The organism is Parabacteroides sp. An277 (genome assembly GCF_002159645.1).
Taxonomy (GTDB): Bacteria; Bacteroidota; Bacteroidia; order Bacteroidales; family Tannerellaceae; genus Parabacteroides.
The window spans coordinates 42,334-59,916 of sequence record NZ_NFJB01000017.1; the positions used below are offsets into that span (position 1 = coordinate 42,334).

Genomic DNA, 17,583 nt, shown 5'->3' on the forward strand with positions numbered 1-17,583 from the left:
TTCCGGATTCCCGGGAGATTCTTTTCGGATTCCCGGGAGAATCCTGCGGGAAGGGGCTATCTGCGTGCTGGATTCTATTATTCGGTTACGGTAAAGTTGACAGACTGTTCATAGCCTGTGACGTTATACTTCGCATTCACGTCGTAGGTACGGACCACCATGCGGTTGGGGAAGATACCATATTTGTTCACCAACACATCGCGTACCTTCTCGGCACGGCGGCGAGCCAAACGGCTGTCTGTTCCGCCCGTATTACCTACGATGGCAATCTTCGTATCCTTATACTGCATCATATACCGTGCGATACGGAAGATGTTCACCATCTGCAACTCTTCGTTGAACTCCGCCTTCTCGGGATAGAAGACCACCGAAGGAATCAAGAGGCTTCCGGCCGCCATGCGTTCCGTTTCTACCCGGACTGTATCGCCCGGAATGGTCTGTTCGCTGCGAATCATCGTGATGGCGCTATTCAACGCCGCCAACTGGGCTTGCGGAACCAGGCGCACCACCTTGTATCCCTGCTTGCCGATGCGGTAACTCAATCCAATCGTCCCGCTCAAGATACCGGAGAACTTATCGCCTTTGCCCAATTCGCCGGTGAAGTTCGCATCCGTAATCTCCCCGCCAATCGTGAGATGTGCCCCCAGGCGGTCGGTAATGTGATAGTTTCCAATCAAACCGAGGCGGAATCCCATCTTGACATTATCTTCCATGCCATGGTATTTAGCCGCGCGGAGCATCCCCACGCCGACATACCCTTGCGCTGTCCATTTGCGGTCCAACCGTTTCTGGGAAGTAAAAATGTTATAGAGATCGAAAAGGAAGTCGGCATTCAACTCGAAATACTTCATATCCTGCCGGTATCCGTTCTTCGTATCTACCCCTTCTCCTTCCCAATACCGCTGCACGGGGTCGAACTCGTCCGTCCAGCCGTCGTTGTAGGCATAGATGCCAGTGGGACCGTTATTCCATCCCTTCAGGCGCGAACCGGCAAAGTTCAAGCGGACCGCGAAATCCGGATGGAACCACTTCCCGACCGTGATGCCAAAGCCCGGTTTCAAGCGATCGCCAAACGAGAGCGACGCATCATCTGCCCCCATGAGCATCCGGCCGGCAAAGTCAGCCTCCACATAAAAATTACTCCAGAACGAAGAGGTATACCGGGTTTTATAATCCACCTGAATCGTATCCATCCGGACCGTCTGGTCAACCTCTTTCTTGGTTTGGGCCTGCATAGATGCCAATCCGCCCAATACCGCCATGATTGTTATGATGATCTTTTTCATATTGCTTACTTATTATTATCGTTTTCAATTAATCGCATTACGACGGCACGGTTCCAACGATAATCCTCGTTGTAGACGCGCTGGGTATCTCCCTTGGCATCCGTGATGAGGCGCGAAGCATCAATGCCGCATTCCTTCACCAGGTAATCGCGCACGGCGTTCACACGGCGCTGGCTGAGCTTAAGGTTATAGGCCGGATAGGCGGTCTCCTTGTCGGCATAACCTACCAATTGGAGCTTGGCCTCGGGATGACGCTTCAGGTAGCGTGCCATACGGTCGATATTCAACTTCTGGTCCTCCTCGATATTATACTGGTCGATAAAGAAACGGACTGCAAATGCCGTAACGACCTCTTCCGGAACTGCCTTGGGCACCTCTACCACGGTAGGCGGCTGGATGTAGCGCACCGACTCGTAGGTCACGGGGTTCACCTTGGCATACCGCGTGAACTTTCTACCGCCAAACTTATAGGCGAAACCGATGGTCAGGCCGGCATATCCCTCCAACGGACGATTGCGCTTGCCCGTCGTACCGCCAATCTGGCTGTCGAACGTCTCGTCTACGATATTCCCCTGGAACTCGGCAAAGACATCCCAGTTCTTGTGTACATTCACATTCAATTGCACGCCGGCATTGAAGGCAAACGAATTGCTGGCTGATAATCCTTGCGACCCGAAAGAATGGGCAAACCCCGGACCGGCAAACAGGATTACCCCCACCGGTTGCTTCTTCTTCACGAACCAGCGGACAACATCGGTCATCAAATCCACCGACCAATCCATATAGGTAAACTTGCGGTGGAACCAGGTCTGCCCATCCCGCTCGGAAAGGAAAGGTTTCATCTCATCGGGCATGACGGTATGATCCGTCTGGTCGTACATGTTATAAAAATTCGGCAAGTAGGAATGGCCCGACAATTTACCCACACCCATTTGTACACGAAATCCCCATACCGGCGTAAACCATTTGCCGACGCTCAGCCGAAACGACATTCGCGAACGATCGATGAAATTATCATACATTCGATTCGCTTCTGCTGCTAAGGAATTCACACCGCCGGAAAGACTGATAAACCAGTTGGCTGTTCCGTCTCCGGCCACCACCAAATCGGTCGTGTCACCGATTGATTCCAAAAAATCGGATTGCAGTTCCGTTCGAACCGTATCCGTCTTCAATGCTTCCTGGGCCATCGCCGCTGTAGACAACGAACCCAAAAGCAACCCGATAAAAATTGCTTTTTTTACCATAATTGTATATTTAGGAATTATTTAAAATCGAATCTGAAATGGTTTTGATTTAGGATCATAGTTCTCCGCTGAGAGGGTTCTCTCCCCGGGCAGCAAAGCTGGCCCATTGACTTAACCGTAGGTCGATGCGGAGCACGGCCTGCGGTATACGAAACAGAGACACAACATACCCTCTAGAACTGCAGGCCGCGCTCCGCTTTCGACCTGCAGTTACTTTTTGTTGGACCTCTGCGAGGCCCCTTTCCCGCTGAATATCTTCTTTATCAAGGTTCTCCCAATACCCGGACGATGCAATCCACCTGCCGGGGAGTCAGTATCCGCTGGCGGTCGTTCCATCCGGCCTGTACCAATTCTTCCACCAATTGCGGATTCCGGATAATCCACATCTTCAGTCGGCGGGAGGCTACAGCCGGCGTGATGTCCGGACTATACAGGCATCCCAACGAAAGATAGGAATGGCTATGGCTCTTCCATGGCTTTGCTTCTTGATATGCATTCATACCCACCTCCAATCCATTGTGGCCAATCGCCCTAACTGTCCGGAGAGCCGGAGCAGGTCCTGACGGCATGTCCGAAAATCATTCCATAATTCACGCTTCCGCGGGGTAACGGCCGGTTCGGCTTGTATCCATGCCATACCCTCCCGGAGGCGGGTCATCAAGCGATACTCTTCGCTCTCCGTCCGGCATACGCTCTCTATCCAAGCGCGAAACGGTTCGCGTCCCATCTCCCGAAACAGGCTGTCCGGGTCACTTCCCGGCTTGGGCAACGAAAGGATACGAGGTTCCATCCCGGCCTCCCAAAGCATACGGGCGGCCTTTTCGCTTCCCTTCCATCCCGCCTCATCGTGGTCTAACAGAAGCCATACGCGCGATACCCAAGGTTGCAGGCGGGCGATGTGGGCAGTGGTCAAGGCCGTTCCGCACAGTCCTACGGTCTGCGTAAATCCAGCCGCATGCATGGCCAACACATCTTTGTACCCTTCTACGAGGAAGACCTCCCGGTGCTGCCGGATGGAGGCCTGCGCCCGATCCAATCCATAGAGGAACTCACTCTTTCGGAATCCCTCGCGGGCCGAGGAGTTCCGGTATTTCGGCGATTGCGTGTCGGTATCGTCTGTGCGGCGGGATGCCAATCCGACCAATTGACCCTTCTCGTCGCGTAAAGGGAATACCAGCCTTCCCTCCAGCTGTTTCCAGGGCGGAGCGACCAGATGGGGCGCATACCCGATTCCGAAATCCAACCAAACAGGCGTCAAATCGCTGTCTCCGCTGGCTGCCGGCATAAGCTGCCGGAGGAACGCCTCCAGTTCCGCCGTAGTCGGGACCTTTTGCGGTGTGCCGGCGGTCTCTTTTCCGGTTGTCGGCGAAGCGACCTTTACCGACGGCGTGCCGGTCAGCCTGGCTACCGCTTCTGCAAACGAACAATGTGCTATCTTCTGGATAAACGCCAGCACGTCTCCCCGTTCGCCACAGGCATAGCAGCAGAAGGTGCCTCGTCCAGGGTGGACAGCCAACGAGGGATGGTGGTCATTATGAAACGGACATAACCCCCACCAATATTGTCCGGAAGGATGCAGACGGACATATCGTCCGACGACCTCCTCTATCCGGTATTTCTTTTTTAAGGAAAGTATGGATTGTTTTTCCATCTTGTTTTTTGTTTGTTTAGTAAAATTACGATCCATCACCGCAGGCCGTGCTACGCTCCGACCAGCAGCTATTTATTTTCGACCTCGTCGAGGTCAAAGCAATACGGAAACGACCGCTTCTCGGTAGACCGTTTTAATTATACACCAACCAGGATTGCCTATCCGTAGTATAATCCGTAATACGAGTGAAGGAAGCATTGTAACGGAAACGGGCGATGCCGGTCGACCCGTTACGGTTCTTCAAGATATAGAGCTTGGCGACCCCCCGGAGGTCTGCCCCGGTCTTCTCGTCTTGTTCGATGCCATAGCGCGAAGGGCGGTAGACGAACATCACACAGTCGGCCACTTGTTCGATGGTTCCCGAATCGCGCAAATCGCTCATCACCGGGAGATGGGCCCGTTCCGTACGGGTCTCGCAGGCACGGTTCATCTGCGACAAAACCAACACGGGGCAATCCAAATCCAAGGCCAATTGCTTCAGGGCCGTCACATTGCGCGCCACGAACTGCTCCAACGTATCCCCTTTCCGGCGTTCTCCGCCCAACAGGTGCAGATAGTCCACGACTACGAAATCGCACCGTCCCTGCCGCGCCAGGCACATCGCCTTCGCCCGGATGGCCTCTACGGAAGCCCCGGCGGTATAGTCCAAGTGAAACGGCAATCCCTCCAAGGTTTGCGCGGCTTTCTCCATCGCCGTCAGCTCCTCTTCCCGCGGTATCCCGACACGCAGGTTATCCGGATTCACGCCGCTGATGCCCACCAACACACGGTTGAGCAACTGGTAGTACGACATCTCCAAACTAAAGAAACAGACCTGCTTGCCACTTTGGGCGATATTCAGGGCCAGTTGCAAGGCCACCGCCGTCTTCCCGTCGGAGGGACGTCCGGCCAAGATGGTCAGTTCCGACTTATGGAAACCGCCCGTCACGTAGTCCAGTTCCCGCAGTCCGCTGGCTATCTGCATCCCGTTTGCCTCGTCTGCCTTCCGTTTCCGGTGCCATTCCACCGTCTGTCCGGCCAGTTCGCCCAAGGTCCGCACCGGATTTCCCGTCTGCATCCCTTCGCGAAGCGAGAGCAACTCCTGCTCGGCCTCCTCCCAAATCCGATCCGGTTCGGCCGACGCGTCTCCTGCCTTGAACGCATATTTGGAAAAACAGGTTCCCAACCGACGAAGGAAATAGTGGCGTTCCACCTCTTCGGCATACGCCTCCACGCTGCCGTCGTGGCGTACATGGAGCATCGCCGGAAGCAGGTAAGAAAGTCCCCCGATGCGGCGGTTCAATTCCGCGTCCTCCTTCTCCATTTCGATTTCCACCTGGACTTCATCCGGCTCTTTCCCTGCCAGGTACAACCGGCGGATAATCCCATACACCAAGCGGTTCTCCTCGCTTTCGAACATCTCCGGACGGATGCGCGTACACACCTTCTCCAACGCCTTGCCGGAAGTCAGCAAACAGCAAAGCAACGTCTGTTCTACCTGCGTATTCATACCCGGCCTCCTTTCTCTGAAAAGCGTTGTTCGTCCAATTCCAGGCTTCGTCCGCCCTGCATCCACTGGCTCTCGGCCTCCGACAGGCTGCAACCGCTTTCCGTCCCGGCCGATACCGGTACCGAAGGCGAAACGGCATAATAACCGCTCAGGTAGTCGTAATGCACCACCCGAATCCGGCTGCCCCGATGCAACGATTCCATTTCCAGTAGCCCCATTTCACACAACCGGCTTACATACTTGCGAAACATGGTGCCACTCAGGCCCACCATCTGCGACAACGCCTCCTGCGAACCGACGTATTCACCCCGCCTGCAGCGATAATCCTTGCCGCTTATCGTGACGTTCCCCTCCGTATGATACGCGCGAAAAGCCACACACAAATACACCTGGCCTAACATCCGTTTGCCCACTGTACCATCAAACAATAATCCTAACGTCCGCCGAGGTATTCGGAGGAAACCATTACCCAGAAAAGGCGACTTAGACTTACGATTTTTTCTGTTTTCGTCCATTTTTCTTTCGATTTTAGGTGGTGCGGTTAGAACGAACAGAATCTTCTGAAAATAAACAGCTGAAAAACAACCTCCTCTTATATATGTCAAATTGCAAAGGTACTTCCCAAAGTGCGTCCACTACCTTATATATAAAATAAGAAACATATCATAAGAAAGCCGCATTCTTTTTCCATTTTCATGGCATTCGATTCAGGCATAACCACCACCACTTATTTAACATGGTACAAAGGTACAACCGAAACATACAAACAAAAAAATCGAAAAAATCAGGTTTTTTTACAGGTTTAAAACAGACTTAATCTTTTGTATTCCTTTTAGTTGAGTCTGCATTTCCCTCCTTTTTTAGTCTGAATTCTTCCAACTGCCTGCATGCCGCCACCACTTTTTCGATGTCTTCCATCGTCGGACGAATCTCTTTCACCTTACCCAACACCGTATTCCGATTATACGGCAACTCGAAAATCTCCATGACCCAATCGGTCAGTTGCTCGAAGGAGCCTAAAAGCACGCATTGCCGAAGCAATAGGCCCAAAACGGCCAAAAAAGGGTTGGATAACCCAACGACATCTTCTTCCGGACGATACCCTGCGGCTGCCCACCGAAATAGGACAACAATTGCGGACGATACGTGTCCATAAATTGCCGCGACAGCTTCTTCCAACGCGCTGCCTTCCACTGCGTCTCGTCGCCCAAAACCAACGAAAGCACCAGAATGACCCCCTGCTTGTTTTCAGACTGCTCTATGGCGTTCTTCAACTTGGCAAATGAAAAATTATGCCCTGCAATACTCGCTACTCTGCGGATAACCATCTTCCGCAAATCATTTAGTATGTTCTTCATGTTTAAAAACTTTAAAAAATTGTCCACTCGATTCTCGGGAGAAACCCGCAGGATTTCCGTTGGATTCGCGCGGAAATCCCGGTTATTTCCATTGGGTGTCCCAATCTCGACAAGAGATATACCACTTGCGGATATCTCCGGTCTGATGCAATACGCGCTGCATATACTGATTACATACCTCCTCCCAACGGGACGAAGTCGTGGCCAACATGCCTAAATTAGCGGCTAAAGATTCCAATGGTGCCGTCCGCACATCAATATCTGTCACCACGACAAACACCACCTCAACCTCTCCAAAACTCGAAATCGAATTTATATCCAAGCATATACGCATGCTATTCATCAATTTGCCTTTCAAATCATATTTCCGGACTTGCGTTGCTATCGCTTGCTCCGAAACCGGCTCAGGCCGATGCGGATTATACAGGAACTCATTCCAACCCTTTATTTCCACAAAACAGAAAAGGTTCCTCTCCGAATAGGCCACCGCATCCACGGAAGGCGACGGACTATCCGCATGAGCATGAAATCTCCGTTCCACCGCATCAAAATCCAATACAGGCGTCACCGAAGCCGCTCCGCACCGTCTCCTCTCCGAACAGGGTTTATGCAACTGGCAAATCGTCGTTTCGATTCCCTCGTACCTGTTTTTGATGCCTTCATACAAAACCTTTGCCGTTATCTCCATATCATCCGCTCAACGAAGTTCATCCACATTCATGATTTCATTCAACGGCTCCGCCAGTTTCACAAAAATGCGATTCAAATCGCTCGACACATTTTCCATCGAAACCAAACCTCCGGATGGATTTGCCAAATAATAGTTCACAAATTTCTCCATCCGGTACTTGACGGAAAAGTAACGGACTCCCTGGATGAAATAGGGACTATGCGAACTAATCACGATGGGAATGCCCGACTGGGCCAACTGGACCAACACTTTGGCAAATTCAATCTGCCAACGGGGATGCAAATGGTTCTCCGGTTCGTCCCAAATCAATATCTTGTTTCCATTGATGGCGTTCGTGTCTAACAACATTTGGATGACACCAAAACTCTTGATGCCCGAAGCAATGTTTATCGGAGAAAAAGAGAGACCGTCTTTCGAGAAACACAAACTCCGGCTTTGCGCGTCATACGAGAAATGCCCCCCTACGACATCCTGTACCTCTTCCGCAATCGGCAAACGCTTCTGGCCCGATAAAGTAAATTTCATCATATCCAATTTGCTCGCCAAATCTTTGATATGGATAGGAACCATCGAACGAAAGAATTTTCCCTGCTCCATTTCCCGGTACGTAGAAGCAAACAAGAGCGTATCCAACAAATGCACATACAGCGGAGATTCTACGTAAGTTGCATCCTGCAAATACTCTCCATCCGATACCTGCACCGTCTCTTTAAGCACTTGGTCGTCTCGAATCGAATAACTCAACTCGGCCTCCCCCTCATCCATGCAAAACTTCACGCAAGAGCCCTCCGTATGGTACGAACAGATTTTATTCATAAACTCCGATTCGATGAAATATTGGATTTCTGTCGCCAACGCCGCACTTCGGTTTTGGCTCTCCTCCATGCAAATCCGGATATTTTCAATATCAGACAACAGTAAAGAACGAAGACGAGGAGTTACTTTCTCATCCGCATCAATGGCCTCGATACGCAATTGCAAGAAGTCTTTCAAAGAGGAAGCCTGTTGCATCCCCTTTACGAAATCATCTGGGTTTAACGGAAATAAATTAGAAGACCGCCCTTTATTCCATAACGACCAAGGCAATCTGCTAAACAACGAATGCACATGTTTTTGCAACAACGCATCCCGTTTGGCATCTGTGCGCACATCCGTATCAGCCAATGCCTTGATAGTCGAGAACAACAACTTCCCCACCGTACTTTTACCCGAATCATTCTCTCCGGCTATGACAGTCAGCCCTTTCAACAAAATATCGGCTTCCTGCACTTTATTTATATTTTTTAGCACAAACCGCATACCATACGTCTCATTTCTTAGCGCAAAGATACATATTTCCCCTCACATTCCCCTTCGATGCTCCCCTTTTCTATGTTTATCTGCTATAACTGTGGCTAACCGACGCTATCTGTTTCCGGCCCTGTCTACACACCCTACCTTTGTACTATCAAACAAACAACAAAAGCCTATGTCATTAATCTACACGTTAGTCAAACGCAAGGACATGTCTACAGGGGCAAGTCCGGACGCTAAGCTGTATTACGGCCAGACCAGCGTCACCAAACAACTGAAAATTAACCAGATTTGCACCCGCATCGAACGGCTCTGTACGGCCAGCCGGGGAGATATCCTGTTGGTCCTGGACGGACTGATGAAGGTCATGAACGACGCCCTGACGGAGGGCGAATCGGTCCATTTGGGCGAATTTGGCAGCTTCCGCATGGTCGCGGGCAGCCGGGGATGCATCAATGCCGAAGACTTCGACACCTCCCTCTTCAAACGCCCCCGCATCGTCTTCTATCCTGGTACTATGCTTATCGGCAGCACCAAGAACATTACCTTTGAGCGCTTTACGCCGAAGAAAGATGCGGCACTGGAAGAGGAGGAAGAAACGGTCTGAACCGCAGGTCCCGAGCAGCGAAGCTGTCGCATTCGATCCAAACCGAAGGCCGCGCTGCGCTACGACCCTCGGCTATGTACATTCGACCTCTTCGAGGCCAACGGTATGACGCTCACGGGAAGCAACGCTGACCCAATATGCTTAGCCGCGGGTCGAAGCCCCTGCGAGGCCTGCGGCTATACTTCTTCAACCTCTTCGAGGCCAACAGTATGACGCTCCCGGGCAGCGAAGCTGACCCAATATGCTTAGCCGCGGGTCGAAGCCCCTGCGAGACCTGCGGCTATACAGCCTCTGCCTCCGAGAGGCCAACGGTATGACGGCCTACGGTTCATACGATTCAAACAAAACTTAAAAAGTTATCTAATCCGTTATGCATCATGCAAAAAACATTTATTTCTACCTATTATTCGCTCGCCTGCCAAGCCGGAGAGGCCTTCCGCATCAATCCGGTTGTCATCTTGGCCCAATCGGCCATCGAGAGCGGATGGGGACAAAGCACGCTGGCACACGAGTATCGCAATTTCTTTGGCATCACGGGATATGGCAAAACCAACACGTGGTGGAAAGGGAACACAGCCGAACTGGGTCCCCACAGCCTGAAATTCCGTGTCTATGCCTCGGCTGCCGATTCCTTTATGGACTATGCCCATTTGCTCCGTACAGCCTACCGCAAAGCCGCCGACCAGAGTTTCCAGCCGGCCGCCTTCGCCCGGGCCATCTCATGCAGCCGTTACATCAGTGAAGTAAACGGCGATAACCGCGAAGCCTACCGTTCGCTCCTCATCCGCCTCTGCCGCAAGATAGAGAAGCAGGTAGCTGCGTTAATATCCCACAAAAAAACAAACAGTTTAATCACACATGAAAATCATTGAAATCATTCTCCGTATTTTTAAACTCATCGCCCGCATCTTCCGGCCGCGCCGCAAACGCCAACCCGCCGCCTCGGATGAAACTCCTCGTGATACTGTGCCTGAGCCTCCTCTCCCTCCTTTCGATCCTGAAGGGAATGCAGGAAGTAGCCTTAGCTACCGTCGGAACGCTCCTCGCTCTCCTCACGAAGGATATGCCGCCCGGAACACCGCCCGCTGGAACACCCTCGCCGGTTACGCACTGATCGTAAGCGGAATGGCAGGGTACTGGTACCGGTTGTTGTTAGGGTAAAAAGAGGATATGTAGTTGTAGGCCTCGCTTCGCTTCGACCGGCAGCATAGAGGGCTGTGTCAAAATAGGAAATGGCACACAGACACTGATTGAACAGATAACCACAGATTCTTTTTTATTAATTTATAATTAAATAAATCTGTGGTTATCTGTCTAATCCGTGTTATCTGTGTGCTATATACCCATTAGGATACACCTCCATTTCAGGACGCGGAACCCGAAAGAATCACGGTTTATAGGCCCCGTCTTTAGCCTCAAAGATAACAGACGGCTCCAGTACATGGACGGTATGCCATACGTCCGCCGGAATCTGCATCCCATACAACCCCTCCTGCGGAGACAACAGCTGGCGGGATACCTCCCGAAACGTCTGTTCGCCCCCCTCCTGTACGGCTTCATACAACACCTCCTCCAGTTTTCCCCGCAGGCAAACCACCGTCTCCGCGGTCTCTTCATGCCGATGCACCGGCACTTCCGTACCCGGCCAAAGCGCATTCAACATCCGCTGGGAGGTATCCGAAGCGGACGTACGCAAATCAAAGTGCTGACGCAAACGAGGCGAAACTTTCGCCTGGGCCAGCAAAGTATCCATCAGTTCGTTATTGAATAGCATATCGCTTTGCAAAAGTTGTATGGAATTAGGAGACATAGGGATTCAATTTACTTTTTCCAAATACAGAACATCTTTTATCTGATCCAATAGATCCATGACATAAGCATCATAGATAATACCCTTCATCAAGACACCATCTATTTTAAAACGAATTTCAACATGTAATGGATGATGAGGATTGCTGACAAGTATCGAAATATGTTCTAAATCAATATTTCGAATAACTCCAGCTGTAGCCAATGCCACCAATTTATCTTCTTTGCAAAATTTCAAACCAGCCTCTATGGTTGCTTCTCGTCCCGCTTTGTCGCAACGATAACAAGATATGCCTTTTTCTCCTTGGCGCAAGAATATAAAATTATCTTTCAACTTACCTGTATAAGGGTCTATATTACGAGGAGAAAACACCCACCTGGCAAGTAACTCTTCGTTCTCAATATCCAATGAAACGGGGAACTCCTGCATTTTACACCAAATCATTTATAGCTTGCACCAAACTTTTACAGTTTTCTTCGTTCCAATCCACAAACGAAAAATAACGCGTCTCATATCCTTTTCTACGTATAAAATAGGACATTTGCTTGTCACCTATCTCACACTTTAACAAATTGCCTGAAAAAGTTTGGGACTTCAACAAAATAGCACCATGATGTGTAGGCATAATTTCTATTGACATTCGTTGTAAATCAGACAATTTATGCAATAAAGAAGTCGTATTCTGAATAGCTTGCAAATGGACAGGCTCTGCGCCATAACCATCCCAATTCGCACCCAATCGAGCCAAATAGTTCAATAAAATTTGCTGATTTACGTGTATCTCGTCAAAATAATATTGGTAATCTCCTCCAGCCGGAGACATATTTTCTTCCTCTCCAATATGATTCGACAACGCAACCACACCCGCTAAAACGATTGCACCATATCCCTTCTTTTTATAAGAAGAAGGAGTACACCCCTCAAACGTATTAACCAATCTAAACTTCCCTTCTGAAGCCATTATTCCATCTCCTTTATGATGTTGTCGGTGACAGCCCAATGAAAAACATCAAACAATATTTCATTCAGCTGAGATAATACCTCATGCGCTTTCTGTTTCTCACAAGCTCGACTTAGCATAGTCGTATCTAATACCACAAACACATACCGATCATTATCTCTCATGGAATCAAATCCATATTTCAGATAAATAGTACCTTTTTCATGTTCAAAACAACAATCCGTATAATACGATTTCACCTCTTGTTCCAATTGGCTTTTTCCAAACTGGGTGCATCGAAGCGAATCTGAAAACATTTCATTCAATATCTCAATAGAAGGACCTTCCCCTTTTTTTTGAAAAGGTAAGATATTGATCTTCCGTAATTGAACCTTCAAAAAATCCCCTTCACACAAAATATCTAACATCCTACGGCAATTATCAAAAAGGCAAAGCATAGTTTCAAACCCACGATATCCTTGACAATCTGTTTGTATTGCCATAAACTTATTCGTAATCAAAAGACGAAAATAGGCATCTATGGACTTAAATATAAGTTTCTTATATCCTTTTTCCCAAAAACCACCTTGTCCTTCGAAGCTAACCATTAAAATATCCAACTTATCTTCAAAGTCTTTCACCTGAGGATATTCAACCATTAGTTCTACTTGTTGTAAGAACGAACGCCTGTATTTCTTTCTCTCTATATGTTCAAAATTCATGGCCTACACCTATTATTTAAGACAAAAGTAGCACATTTCCATTAGTTCCACAAACGTTTGAGTTTAATTTACACTAAACTTAAATCACTTTCTTCTCGCTATATTCTTGCTGTATCATCGTAGGTAATTCAAGCGTTCCTATATAATTGTTTTCAACAGGTCATCATCACCACCCAATGATTTCGGAAAGATATGGTCTATCTCCCATCCAAAAGGATTTTGCATGCCATATTTGTCATACATAATCAACGCTCCACAAGCATCCTTGCGAAACATCGAATCATCCAACCCTTCCACTTTACGGGCTTTATTCCATACTGACAATATCTCATTCGCCGTCATTGACTCTATTGTTTTGCTTGCAAATATAAATTCCTTTCAATAATTAGTACTTAGACCTCGAAATATATATTGTCTGGCCTTTCTTTATTTGTTCCTACTCCGTCTTAAACGTTACCTCATCCGTCCGCGGATGGACAAACTCGAATTCGAGGGTACGGGCTAAACCTTCGCCTAATGAATAAGGAGCTTGGAAACTAGAGGCAAGTACCTTACTGGCGTCAAATTCGGTGGTAGCACAAAACTTCTTCACACGCACAGAACTTACCGTTAGTTTTTTTCCCGTTATCTTTGCCAATACATCAAAGCCATATCCCCCTAACATCCCCAACCAATAAGGGAAATGAGTAGCCGGAATATGTTTATGTAATACCCTCTCCACATGTGCTACCAATTCATTCATCGTGAAATCCGGCTTATCGATGTAATTGAATACATTGTAACCGGTGGCACAATGCTCAATCATGTATTTTACAAAAGCCACGATATTCCCTACATACGCCATCGATTTCTTATTATTTCCATCGCCTACCATCAAGAACTTACCACTGGCTATCTGCTTCAACAGATTATACACATTCCCTCTGTTCCGTTCTCCGAAGATAACCGTTGGACGAATGATATTGATATTCCAATCCGAGTGTGTCTTATACCATTCCTGCAATACCTGTTCGGCTTGCCATTTCGATTTTCCATAATGATTGAACGGATCTTTCGGATGCTCCTCATTCGGATTCTTCTTATTCAACCCATATACAGCCACCGACGAAAAGAAAACAATCCGCTTGACACCGTTCTTCTCCATTGCACGTAATGTCTTTTCCATCCCGCCTACATTTGTATCATAATACAACGAAACAGGAGAGACATCATCCCGATGTTGAGCCGCCAGTAAAATCACCATATCCGCCCCCTTCAGCTTCTTATCCATTTGTTGCTGATTGCGTACGTCACCTATCTCCGTCAACTCATTAAAAAAATGGCTCGGAAGCAAATCTATATTCTTCAACGCATATTTACTATCTCCCTTTAACAAGTCCAACAATCTCGTTCCGACGAAACCGCTGGCACCGATCATTGTAATGTTCATTTCTTTAATTATATAACTTGCATAAATTTATCCAGTATTTTTTGTGCAGAATATTTTTCTTCCGCTAAACATCTGGCTCTTTTCCCCATTTCAGATAATAAAGACAATTTTTGCTCTCCTAAATTTTGAAAAAAAGAACAGATTCCTTTACTATCTTCAGATTCGAAACAAAAGCCAATTTTATTATCTTTGATTTCTAGTGCAATTTCACTATTTGTATCACCTATGAATAAAATAGGTTTTCCCGCAGCCATTATGTTATAAGATTTCGAAGGTACACCCAATCCATACATTCCCTTTGCTAATAAAACAATTGCAATATCACAATTATTTAAAACAGAACTTTGTTCATTACGAGTATACCCCTTAAAGAAATATACATTGTGAATTTTCTTTTCTTCTACATATTTCATCATTTCTTGTTTACAAGCTCCTTCCCCCCAAAAAGAAAAACGCAAACATGGATTTTCTATCGACTTAATTATATGAAGAAAGTTTATTAATCCTTGAACACGTCCGATATTTCCAGCATATTGTACATCTATCTTGGGATTAGCCAAAAACATATCCAAATTTTTAGTTTTATTAGGCATAATATAATCTGTTTCTGCCCAATTCTCAATAATTTGAATATCTGTATTTCGCTTGTTTGCACCTAACTTTTTTTTCATTACTTCTTTCATATCTCGTCCTAAAACAATAAGAGTATCAGCCTGGCGATATGCAAAATCAAATACTTTTTTTAGGATTTTATAGAGTAACGAATCAGAAGAAGTAATTATATTAGCAGGAATTGTATTTTCCGGAAAGACATCATGAACTAAAACGTACAGTTTATTCTTCCGAATCCGCTTTATCAAAGAAATAATTAATAACAAAGGAGCAGGATTTGTTACAATTAAAATAGAATCGTTTGACTCTAAATTCTTCCATAAAGTATATGATAATTTCCAACTAAGGATAATAAAGCGAATTATTCTTGATAATAATTTATTCTTATCTAACTTTGTATCAGATACTCTTTGTATGATTATATTGCTATTTAATAATTGTGATTTAGAATTTTCGGCAACCAAGCTATTTTTATCGTATGTTTTCGGGCCACAAATAATATGTACATCATATTTTTCAGTAAGCCTTTGAGCTATCTTGGTTAAAATATAAGCCGTAGATGTTTCTTCTGGATAAAAAAGTTCTGTTACAATCCAAATTCGTTTCATTTCCTTTTGATTAACTTTTCCTCCAAACCATCTTGTTCACCACCCCGGTATAAGACTGGATAATCTTAACCACCTTTGTGGAGACATTCTCTTCTACATAATCGGGAACCGGAATGCCATAATCACCGTTTTGGTTCATTGTGATGGCAGTATCAACAGCTTGCAACAGGGAGGTCGTGTCTATACCAGCCAAGATAAAGCAACCTTTGTCTAACGCTTCGGGACGTTCGGTACTGGTACGGATACAAACCGCCGGGAATGGATGGCCAATCGAAGTGAAGAAAGAACTCTCTTCTGGCAACGTTCCACTATCCGAGATAACAGCAGCGGCATTCATCTGCAGACAATTATAATCATGGAATCCCAACGGTTCGTGGCGAATCACCCGCTTATCCAATTGAAATCCGCTTTGCTCCAATCGTTTTCGCGAACGCGGATGGCAAGAATAGAGTATCGGCATATCGTACTTTTCCGCCATGGCATTAATCGCATTGAACAGGGAAAGGAAGTTCTTTTCCGTATCGATATTCTCTTCCCGATGGGCAGAAAGCAACATGTATTTGCCTTTTTCCAGCCCCAGTTTTGCTAAGATAGCGGACGCTTCAATCTCTTTCAGATTCGCATGGATCACTTCTGCCATCGGCGAACCTGTTACATACGTCCGTTCTTTCGGCAAACCGCATTCGGCTAAATAACGGCGTGCATGTTCGGAATAGGCCATATTCACATCCGAGATGATATCTACAATCCGGCGGTTCGTTTCTTCCGGCAGACATTCGTCTTTACAACGGTTACCGGCTTCCATGTGGAAGATAGGAATATGCAAACGCTTGGCTGCTATGGCCGAAAGGCAGGAATTGGTATCGCCCAATATCAACAAGGCATCCGGCTTTGTTTGCACCATCAATTTATAACTACAATGGATGATATTCCCGACAGTTGCTCCTAAATCGTCTCCTACGGCATCCATATAGACTTCCGGATCTTTCAGCTTCAGATCTTTGAAGAATATGCCATTTAGATTGTAATCGTAATTCTGCCCCGTATGTGCCAAGATACAATCAAAATATAGACGACATTTATTGATAACAGCAGCCAACCGGATAATCTCCGGACGTGTGCCGACAATAATCAACAATTTCAGCTTTCCATTTTGCTGAAATTGAATGTTTGAATAATTCAAATTCATGATGATTTTATATTTAGTTTTTAGAATTAGATAGTTAAGGAAACAGGGATGGGATTTTCCCCATTTATTTATTCAAATATCGATTCAAAAGAGCCTCTAAAACTTTGGGGTCTTGTCGAACATCCCAAACTAAAATAATATACACTCGATTTCCTTTTACACTATAAAAAACTTTATTCTTCTTTTTAATAATTAAAGTCCGTATGCCTGCAAAAGAAGTAGTCTTCTCCCCCAAACATGTTCCTATCAAAGGATAACGTTCTAACAAAAGGACTTCCTTTTGAATCTGAATGCGGACATCGTATGCTTTTGCTTCTCCCCATTGACTTTTCACAAAAGACAATAAAGAAAACAAACTGTCAATTGCATATTCCGTCCAAACTATTTCCATCCTAATCGTTTATCTACTTGTTCAAAAGCCTCTTCAGTCGTATATAACGAATCCTCTTCTGCTACATGCATCGTATAGTCTAATGCAGCCTCCAACAATGCAGGCGACATACTATATTCTCTTTCTTTCTTCAAATCCAGTGTAGCAATATAATCATACACCTTCTGAAGTTGTTCTTGGGTCATGCCCATAACTTCTTGGAAAATATTTACTTTTAATGAATCAATTGTCATCATACGCTGCAATTTGAATTATCTTAC

Annotated in this window: 23 protein-coding genes; 3 read left to right on the top strand and 20 right to left on the bottom strand. The window is 46.6% G+C overall.

Annotation, left to right across the window (positions count from 1 at the left end; translation table 11 throughout):
- Positions 1 to 77: 77 nt before the first annotated feature.
- The 10 genes from B5F77_RS08475 to B5F77_RS08520 form a co-directional block, all read right to left on the bottom strand.
- A complete protein-coding gene (locus B5F77_RS08475) occupies positions 78 to 1,286 on the bottom strand; it encodes a hypothetical protein (RefSeq protein ID WP_087329779.1) in 1,209 nt (402 codons plus the stop codon).
- 5 nt (positions 1,287 to 1,291) lie between these two features.
- Complete coding sequence (locus B5F77_RS08480) at positions 1,292 to 2,533, bottom strand: OmpA family protein (protein WP_087329781.1); 1,242 nt, start codon at positions 2,531 to 2,533, stop codon at positions 1,292 to 1,294.
- A gap of 263 nt (positions 2,534 to 2,796) precedes the next feature.
- A complete protein-coding gene (locus tag B5F77_RS08485) occupies positions 2,797 to 3,033 on the bottom strand; it encodes a DUF4248 domain-containing protein (RefSeq protein ID WP_087329783.1) in 237 nt (78 codons plus the stop codon).
- Entirely contained in the window at positions 3,030 to 4,184 is a 1,155-nt protein-coding gene (locus B5F77_RS08490; protein WP_162607972.1) for a CHC2 zinc finger domain-containing protein, read from the bottom strand. Before B5F77_RS08490 ends, B5F77_RS08485 begins: the two co-directional genes overlap by 4 nt.
- Positions 4,185 to 4,317: 133 nt before the next feature.
- Positions 4,318 to 5,673 (bottom strand): DnaB-like helicase C-terminal domain-containing protein, encoded by a 1,356-nt coding sequence (locus B5F77_RS08495; protein ID WP_087329787.1) that lies wholly within the window; start codon positions 5,671 to 5,673, stop codon positions 4,318 to 4,320.
- Positions 5,670 to 6,188 carry a winged helix-turn-helix domain-containing protein gene (locus B5F77_RS08500; protein ID WP_140392848.1) on the bottom strand — a complete coding sequence of 173 codons (519 nt, stop codon included), beginning with the start codon at positions 6,186 to 6,188 and terminating at the stop codon, positions 5,670 to 5,672. Before B5F77_RS08500 ends, B5F77_RS08495 begins: the two co-directional genes overlap by 4 nt.
- A gap of 298 nt (positions 6,189 to 6,486) precedes the next feature.
- On the bottom strand, positions 6,487 to 6,660 hold the full coding sequence (locus tag B5F77_RS15715) for a hypothetical protein (RefSeq protein WP_162607973.1): 174 nt from the start codon (positions 6,658 to 6,660) through the stop codon (positions 6,487 to 6,489).
- Between the two features lie 29 nt (positions 6,661 to 6,689).
- Positions 6,690 to 7,031: a hypothetical protein gene (locus B5F77_RS08510; protein WP_140392849.1), complete on the bottom strand. Its 342-nt coding sequence runs from the start codon at positions 7,029 to 7,031 to the stop codon at positions 6,690 to 6,692.
- An 82-nt stretch (positions 7,032 to 7,113) separates the two neighbouring features.
- On the bottom strand, positions 7,114 to 7,719 hold the full coding sequence (locus B5F77_RS08515) for a hypothetical protein (RefSeq protein ID WP_087329794.1): 606 nt from the start codon (positions 7,717 to 7,719) through the stop codon (positions 7,114 to 7,116).
- Between the two features lie 9 nt (positions 7,720 to 7,728).
- Positions 7,729 to 9,021: an AAA family ATPase gene (locus B5F77_RS08520; protein ID WP_087329796.1), complete on the bottom strand. Its 1,293-nt coding sequence runs from the start codon at positions 9,019 to 9,021 to the stop codon at positions 7,729 to 7,731.
- A 169-nt stretch (positions 9,022 to 9,190) separates the two neighbouring features.
- On the opposite strand from B5F77_RS08520, the gene B5F77_RS08525 reads away from it, so the two are divergent.
- The 3 genes from B5F77_RS08525 (at position 9,191) to B5F77_RS08535 (ending at position 10,783) form a co-directional block, all read left to right on the top strand.
- Positions 9,191 to 9,622, top strand: a complete 432-nt coding sequence (locus B5F77_RS08525) for an HU family DNA-binding protein (protein WP_087329798.1) — start codon at positions 9,191 to 9,193, stop codon at positions 9,620 to 9,622.
- Positions 9,623 to 9,999: 377 nt separating this feature from the next.
- Entirely contained in the window at positions 10,000 to 10,494 is a 495-nt protein-coding gene (locus tag B5F77_RS08530; RefSeq protein ID WP_087329800.1) for a glucosaminidase domain-containing protein, read from the top strand.
- Positions 10,481 to 10,783 carry a hypothetical protein gene (locus B5F77_RS08535; RefSeq protein ID WP_087329802.1) on the top strand — a complete coding sequence of 101 codons (303 nt, stop codon included), beginning with the start codon at positions 10,481 to 10,483 and terminating at the stop codon, positions 10,781 to 10,783. The genes B5F77_RS08530 and B5F77_RS08535 overlap by 14 nt, the downstream gene beginning before the upstream one ends.
- Positions 10,784 to 11,009: 226 nt before the next feature.
- On the opposite strand, the gene B5F77_RS08540 is transcribed toward B5F77_RS08535, so the two are convergent.
- The 10 genes from B5F77_RS08540 to B5F77_RS08585 all read right to left on the bottom strand — a co-directional run bounded on the left by B5F77_RS08540 (position 11,010) and on the right by B5F77_RS08585 (position 17,559).
- Entirely contained in the window at positions 11,010 to 11,396 is a 387-nt protein-coding gene (locus B5F77_RS08540) for a WbuC family cupin fold metalloprotein (RefSeq protein WP_087329874.1), read from the bottom strand.
- 42 nt (positions 11,397 to 11,438) lie between these two features.
- Positions 11,439 to 11,876, bottom strand: a complete 438-nt coding sequence (locus B5F77_RS08545; protein ID WP_140392850.1) for a hypothetical protein — start codon at positions 11,874 to 11,876, stop codon at positions 11,439 to 11,441.
- The gene (locus B5F77_RS08550) at positions 11,863 to 12,393 is read right to left on the bottom strand and encodes a hypothetical protein (RefSeq protein WP_087329806.1); all 531 of its coding nucleotides are present in this window, start codon (positions 12,391 to 12,393) and stop codon (positions 11,863 to 11,865) included. Before B5F77_RS08550 ends, B5F77_RS08545 begins: the two co-directional genes overlap by 14 nt.
- Complete coding sequence (locus tag B5F77_RS08555; protein WP_087329808.1) at positions 12,393 to 13,094, bottom strand: TIGR04255 family protein; 702 nt, start codon at positions 13,092 to 13,094, stop codon at positions 12,393 to 12,395. The genes B5F77_RS08550 and B5F77_RS08555 overlap by 1 nt, the downstream gene beginning before the upstream one ends.
- Before the next feature lie 138 nt (positions 13,095 to 13,232).
- Positions 13,233 to 13,436, bottom strand: coding sequence for a hypothetical protein (locus B5F77_RS08560; protein ID WP_087329810.1), 204 nt, complete (start codon positions 13,434 to 13,436; stop codon positions 13,233 to 13,235).
- Between the two features lie 94 nt (positions 13,437 to 13,530).
- A complete protein-coding gene (locus tag B5F77_RS08565; protein ID WP_087329812.1) occupies positions 13,531 to 14,523 on the bottom strand; it encodes an NAD-dependent epimerase/dehydratase family protein in 993 nt (330 codons plus the stop codon).
- A gap of 8 nt (positions 14,524 to 14,531) precedes the next feature.
- Positions 14,532 to 15,743 (bottom strand): glycosyltransferase family 4 protein, encoded by a 1,212-nt coding sequence (locus tag B5F77_RS08570; protein WP_087329814.1) that lies wholly within the window; start codon positions 15,741 to 15,743, stop codon positions 14,532 to 14,534.
- Positions 15,744 to 15,753: 10 nt separating this feature from the next.
- Positions 15,754 to 16,938: a UDP-N-acetylglucosamine 2-epimerase (non-hydrolyzing) gene (wecB, locus tag B5F77_RS08575; RefSeq protein ID WP_087329816.1), complete on the bottom strand. Its 1,185-nt coding sequence runs from the start codon at positions 16,936 to 16,938 to the stop codon at positions 15,754 to 15,756.
- 58 nt (positions 16,939 to 16,996) lie between these two features.
- On the bottom strand, positions 16,997 to 17,323 hold the full coding sequence (locus B5F77_RS08580) for a type II toxin-antitoxin system RelE/ParE family toxin (RefSeq protein WP_087329818.1): 327 nt from the start codon (positions 17,321 to 17,323) through the stop codon (positions 16,997 to 16,999).
- Positions 17,314 to 17,559 (bottom strand): hypothetical protein, encoded by a 246-nt coding sequence (locus B5F77_RS08585; protein ID WP_087329820.1) that lies wholly within the window; start codon positions 17,557 to 17,559, stop codon positions 17,314 to 17,316. The genes B5F77_RS08580 and B5F77_RS08585 overlap by 10 nt, the downstream gene beginning before the upstream one ends.
- Positions 17,560 to 17,583: the final 24 nt, after the last annotated feature.